Raw genomic sequence first — 6,000 nt, forward strand, 5'->3', positions numbered from 1 at the left:
CGCCCTGAAAGGATTTTGACCAGCAATGGCCGACGAGAACATTCCTGCCACCACTGAAGAAGAAGAGCCGGCCGTGCGGATCGAGCCGGTCGGGCTCGAAACGGAGATGCAGCGCTCGTATCTCGACTACGCGATGTCCGTCATCGTGTCGCGTGCGCTGCCCGACGTCCGGGACGGTCTGAAGCCCGTCCACCGCCGGGTGCTGTACGCGATGTACGACGGCGGGTACCGGCCCGAGAAGGGCTTCTACAAGTGCGCCCGTGTCGTCGGTGACGTCATGGGTACGTACCACCCGCACGGTGACTCCTCGATCTACGACGCACTGGTGCGGCTCGCGCAGCCGTGGTCGATGCGGATGCCGCTGGTGGACTCCAACGGCAACTTCGGCTCTCCGGGCAACGACCCGGCTGCCGCCATGCGGTACACCGAGTGCAAGATGATCCCGCTGTCGATGGAGATGCTCCGGGACATCGACGAGGAGACCGTCGACTTCCAGGACAACTACGACGGCCGTAACCAGGAGCCGACGGTTCTGCCGGCCCGCTTCCCGAACCTGCTGATCAACGGTTCGGCGGGTATCGCGGTCGGTATGGCGACGAACATCCCGCCGCACAACCTGCGTGAGGTCGCGGCGGGTGCGCAGTGGGCGCTGGAGCACCCGGAGGCCACGCACGAGGAGCTGCTGGACGCGCTCATCGAGCGGATCAAGGGCCCGGACTTCCCGACCGGTGCGCTGGTGGTGGGCCGCAAGGGCATCGAGGAGGCGTACCGGACGGGCCGCGGCTCGATCACGATGCGTGCGGTGGTCGAGGTCGAGGAGATCCAGAACCGGCAGTGTCTGGTGGTGACGGAGCTTCCGTACCAGACGAACCCGGACAATCTTGCTCAGAAGATTGCCGACCTGGTGAAGGACGGCAAGATCGGCGGGATCGCGGACGTCCGTGACGAGACGTCCTCGCGGACCGGCCAGCGCCTGGTCATCGTGCTGAAGCGGGACGCGGTCGCCAAGGTCGTACTGAACAACCTCTACAAGCACACCGATCTGCAGTCGAACTTCGGCGCGAACATGCTGGCGCTCGTCGACGGGGTGCCGCGCACGCTCTCGCTGGACGCGTTCATCCGGCACTGGGTGCACCACCAGATCGAGGTCATCGTCCGGCGTACGAAGTTCCGCCTGCGCAAGGCGGAGGAGCGGGCGCACATTCTGCGCGGTCTGCTCAAGGCGCTGGACGCGATCGACGACGTCATCGCGCTGATCCGGCGCAGTGACACGGTCGAGCAGGCGCGTGAGGGCCTGATGGGCCTGCTGTCGATCGACGAGATCCAGGCGAACGCGATCCTGGAGATGCAGCTGCGCCGGCTGGCCGCCCTGGAGCGGCAGAAGATCGTCGCCGAGCACGACGAACTGCAGGCGAAGATCAATGAGTACAACGCGATCCTGGCCTCGCCGGAGCGGCAGCGCGGGATCGTCAGCGAGGAGCTGGCGGCGATCGTCGAGAAGTTCGGCGACGACCGGCGCTCGAAGCTGGTGCCTTTCGACGGTGACATGTCCATCGAGGACCTGATCGCCGAGGAGGACATCGTCGTCACGATCACGCGGGGCGGCTACGTCAAGCGGACGAAGACCGAGGACTACCGCTCGCAGAAGCGGGGCGGCAAGGGTGTGCGCGGTACGAAGCTGAAGCAGGACGACATCGTCGACCACTTCTTCGTTTCGACGACGCACCACTGGCTGCTGTTCTTCACCAACAAGGGCCGGGTCTACCGGGCCAAGGCGTACGAGCTGCCGGACGCCGGCCGGGATGCGCGCGGGCAGCATGTCGCGAACCTGCTGGCGTTCCAGCCGGATGAGCAGATTGCCGAGATTCTGGCGATCCGCGACTACGAGGCCGCGCCGTACCTGGTGCTCGCCACGAAGGCGGGTCTGGTGAAGAAGACGTCGCTGAAGGATTACGACTCGCCGCGTTCCGGTGGTGTCATCGCGATCAATCTCCGGGAGACGGAGACCGGCGGTGACGATGAGCTGATCGGTGCGGAGCTGGTGTCGGCGGAGGACGATCTGCTGCTCATCAGCAGGAAGGCGCAGTCGATCCGGTTCACCGCAACGGACGAGGCTCTGCGTCCGATGGGGCGGGCGACGTCGGGCGTCAAGGGGATGAGTTTCCGTGAGGGAGACGAACTGCTCTCGATGAATGTCGTCCGGCCCGGTACGTTCGTGTTCACCGCAACCGATGGTGGGTACGCGAAGCGGACCAACGTGGACGAGTACCGCGTTCAGGGTCGTGGTGGGCTGGGTATCAAGGCCGCCAAGATCGTGGAGGACAGGGGCTCGCTGGTCGGCGCGCTGGTGGTCGAGGAGACGGATGAGATCCTCGCCATCACGCTCGGCGGTGGTGTGATTCGTACGCGAGTCAACGAAGTCAGGGAGACGGGCCGTGACACCATGGGCGTCCAGCTGATCAACCTGGGCAAGCGCGATGCCGTTGTCGGTATCGCACGTAACGCCGAGGCCGGGCGCGAGGCTGAAGAGGTCGAGGGGACCGAAGACGCCGAGGGCGACGTGGCCGAGGCCGCCGAGGGCACCCAGCCCTCGGCCGGGGAGCACGAGGAGTAGATCGTGAGTGGAGCCACGGGCGCCGGAGCGGCCGCTTCCGGAGCGAAAGGTGCCCGTGGCCCTGCCGCGGACTCCCAGGGGGGAACCGTGACGGACACCCGAGAACCGCAGTCCGCTGCTGCGCAGTCCGCTGCTGCTCAGCCGGCGGCCGCGCAGCCGGCCGGGCAGCAGCCGTACCACCCGCCGCAGGCGTACGCGGCGCCGGCCGGGCCGGGGGCCACGCAGGGCGGTCAGCAGGGTGCTGCGGTGCGTCGGCCGCGTACGGGGGCGCGTACGGTGCCCCGCACCCGTAAGGCGCGGCTGCGGGTGGCCAAGGCCGACCCGTGGTCGGTGATGAAGGTCAGCTTCCTGCTGTCGATCGCACTGGGGATCTGCACGGTTGTAGCGTCCGCGGTGCTGTGGATGGTGATGGACGCGATGGGTGTGTTCTCCACCGTCGGCGGGACGATCAGCGAGGCCACCGGCTCGAACGAGAGCAATGGGTTCGATCTGCAGTCGTTCCTGTCGCTGCCGCGGGTGCTGCTCTTCACTTCGGTGATCGCGGTGATCGATGTGGTGCTGGCCACGGCCCTGGCGACGCTGGGCGCGTTCATCTACAACCTGTCGGCCGGGTTCGTGGGCGGTGTCGAGCTGACGCTCGCCGAGGACGAGTAGCCCTCGTCCCGAGGGGGCCGGAACCGATTTTGGGACTGGCCGCCAGGTGCGCTAATCTTCAGGGGCAGCGCGGGGCTATAGCTCAGTTGGTTAGAGCGCATCCCTGATAAGGATGAGGCCACAGGTTCAAATCCTGTTAGCCCCACCGCAGACCTGATGCAGGTCAGAGGCCCGGTAGATCTCACGATCTACCGGGCCTTCTACATATCTTGATCTTGAGAACCCGCTACTAGTCCGTAACTCCATCGGTGCCCTGGCTGTAATCGGTCACGCGTGCCAGTCCCAAACTTCAGTGCCGCCGTCTACTGTGTGCAGCGCGACGCCCCCCTACCGAATGCACCGGTAGGGGGGCGCGTCTTCCGACCAGGGCCTCCCGAGCACCCAGCCGGGGTCTTGTGGCCGACTTGCGGAAGCTCGGTCATCCCCAGCCGACGTCGTCGTTGGGCACTGCGGGCGTCGGAGGGGTTGTCGGGAGGGCTGGCGGGGCGCCCCAGCCGACGTCTCCCTCTGCGGCCTCTGCCTGCATGGTGCGCGCGGTCTCGGGCGATTCTGAGGGCCCCGGCGGCATGATCGCGACGAGGGCCAGCAGAAGCGGAGCTGCCGCGGCGAGGCAAGCTCGGAACTTGGTCATACCGGTCCTTTCGCGGGGGCGACACGGCGAACATAGAACGTTGGTGCGACTCGGTGTTACGGAACGTAGGCTGCCATGTGTGCACAGGGAGATCCAGGACGAACACTGTGCGAGAACCTGCACGTTCGGATATACGCACACTCAACAGGGGGAATTCATGGGCGAATTGGGCGAGGGTAATCGTCCGGGCGATGCCCTGCCGCTCTCTCCGGAAGACCTCGACACGTACAAACGCATAGCTGCCGATGAGGGAGTCCCCGACGGCGCCCCGATCGATCGCCTCATCGCCCTCGGGCTGGTCGTCGAGGATCCCTACCGCCCCCATCGACACATCGCCCTCGACCCACGCGCCGTTGCCCAGCGCCTCCTGGTGACCGAACAGGCTGCCCTCTCCCAGGCGGTCGAGCGTCTGGCCCAGGTCCCCGCCCTGGAGGCGTTGACAGTGGACTTCGATCCCCACCGGCTGTACGGCGGTCCCGGATCGGAATTCCTGCCCAGCAAGCGACAGATGAACGCCCGGATCGGTGACGTTACCGGCAAGGCCACCAAGGAGCTGTACACAGCGCAACCGGACTCGCCTAGCGACCGCGACCCCGAGATCCAGAAGCTAGGGACCTCACGCACCCGCGACGCGCTTGAGCGAGGCGCGCAGTTGAAGTCCCTGTTCCACTCCACTGCGCACGCTCACGAACAGACCAGGGAGTACGTAGCCGACGTTATGAAGGCCGGCGCAGACGTCCGCGCCTACGCGGGGCCGTTCCCCCGAATGGTAATCGTCGACCGCCGGCACCTGTTCATCGACAACTACGTCGTGGAGGGAGCCGAGTCCAACTCGGGATGGCACGTCTTCGACCGTAGTGCCGTGATGTGGGCCCGAGCCGTCTTCACCCTCTTCTGGGAGCTCGCAACACGCTGGCAAGAGTTCGACCCCATGCCGGCCGACTCGGTCCTCAATGAGCGGCAGCTCGTCATCCTTTGCCAGCTGGACGCTGGCTATCTCCAGCATCAGGTCGGACAGCGGGTGGGGATGAGCGATCGGCTGATCAACAAGGAGCTGGCCAATGCGCGAGCGGCGCTGGGGCTGAGCTCGACCAATCAACTCATGGCCTGGTACGGACGCTGGACGGCAGGTTCTGGGCGGGCGTAAGTCAGAGCAGGCCTGCCGCCGATGAGACCGCGTCACGTCGAGGGTGAGCCAGCCTTGGGAAATGGTCAGCAGCGCGGGTGGCCGCCGCGGCATGGGCAGCAATCACGAAGCCGCCCACTTAAACGTGATCAAAGAATGTAGGTTTTACAGTACAGATATTCGAAGATGATCGAACCAGCGTGGTGGGGTGCCACCGAACCCCCAACCCGACTGGGTCGTCGTCCGCCGCCGGGCAATCGGGGATCAGATCAGGGCCGCACGGATACACGCCAACTTGACGCAGCAGAGAGTGGCCGAGACGGCCGGCCTCGACCGGCCCTCGCTCAACCGAATCGAGCAGGGGCACGTAGCCCCACGCATCGACACCCTCATCCGCATCGCCGATGCCGTCGGCGTACCCCTGGCGACCTTCATACGGCAATAGCCCTGAGCCTCACTCGAACGCGAATCGCCCCGTACGCAAGACCATGTGGTTGGCGAAGAGCGCGTCCAAGCCGAACTCGCGGCCAAGGGGAGCGCTCCACTTCGCGTCGGGCAGATCTTGATGCGCGGGGGCTTTGACGGTGCGGGCACGGCTGCACTGGGTGAGGATCCATCGCGCCTGCGCCTGGCCGGGCGGCGGGTTGGTGAACATGCTCGCCGCGAGCCGCCACAGGTGATCGCCGGTTGCGGTGTCGGGGGCGATGACTCCGACGACGGCGACGTCGCCGAGACCGCGGGCGTCGCTCGACTGTGTGGTGTAGGCGACGGTGAGTCCCTCGAGGGGGAAGACGGTGACGCGGCTGCGTCCGGCGAGTTCGGTAGTGGCCACCAGCTGGTCCGTTCTGTGTCGAATGGGCGGGCCGCTGGCGTAGCGACCCGCCCTGGGGTGGGTCAGCTAGGGTCTGTTGCGAAAGTGCTGGTCGCAGAAGTGCGTTGTCGGTCGTGTTGTGCTTGCATACCCCGGTGAATCGA

The 6,000-nt window shown here is 66.1% G+C and carries 5 protein-coding genes and 1 tRNA gene; 5 read left to right on the top strand and 1 reads right to left on the bottom strand.

Features of this window, described 5'->3' with window-relative positions; translation table 11 throughout:
• Positions 1–25 precede the first annotated feature (25 nt).
• The 5 genes from gyrA to NLX86_RS08435 all read left to right on the top strand — a co-directional run bounded on the left by gyrA (position 26) and on the right by NLX86_RS08435 (position 5,470).
• Positions 26–2,614, top strand: a complete 2,589-nt coding sequence (gene gyrA, locus NLX86_RS08415; protein ID WP_254370949.1) for a DNA gyrase subunit A — start codon at positions 26–28, stop codon at positions 2,612–2,614.
• Positions 2,615–2,617: 3 nt separating this feature from the next.
• Positions 2,618–3,268, top strand: a complete 651-nt coding sequence (locus tag NLX86_RS08420) for a DUF3566 domain-containing protein (protein ID WP_254370950.1) — start codon at positions 2,618–2,620, stop codon at positions 3,266–3,268.
• A gap of 71 nt (positions 3,269–3,339) precedes the next feature.
• Positions 3,340–3,413 (top strand) — tRNA-Ile (locus tag NLX86_RS08425).
• 565 nt (positions 3,414–3,978) lie between these two features.
• Positions 3,979–5,046 (top strand): hypothetical protein, encoded by a 1,068-nt coding sequence (locus tag NLX86_RS08430; RefSeq protein WP_254370951.1) that lies wholly within the window; start codon positions 3,979–3,981, stop codon positions 5,044–5,046.
• A 187-nt stretch (positions 5,047–5,233) separates the two neighbouring features.
• Complete coding sequence (locus NLX86_RS08435; RefSeq protein WP_308409559.1) at positions 5,234–5,470, top strand: helix-turn-helix transcriptional regulator; 237 nt, start codon at positions 5,234–5,236, stop codon at positions 5,468–5,470.
• Positions 5,471–5,479: 9 nt separating this feature from the next.
• Here NLX86_RS08435 and NLX86_RS08440 read toward each other — a convergent pair whose 3' ends face one another.
• A complete protein-coding gene (locus tag NLX86_RS08440; protein WP_254370953.1) occupies positions 5,480–5,857 on the bottom strand; it encodes a hypothetical protein in 378 nt (125 codons plus the stop codon).
• Positions 5,858–6,000: the final 143 nt, after the last annotated feature.

The organism is Streptomyces sp. A3M-1-3, assembly GCF_024213665.1.
Classification (GTDB): domain Bacteria; phylum Actinomycetota; class Actinomycetes; order Streptomycetales; family Streptomycetaceae; genus Streptomyces.

Coding starts and splice junctions, on each gene's coding strand:
- gyrA (WP_254370949.1), top strand. CDS start 26: ATGGCCGACGAGAACATTCCTGCCACCACTGAAGAAGAAGAGCCGGCC.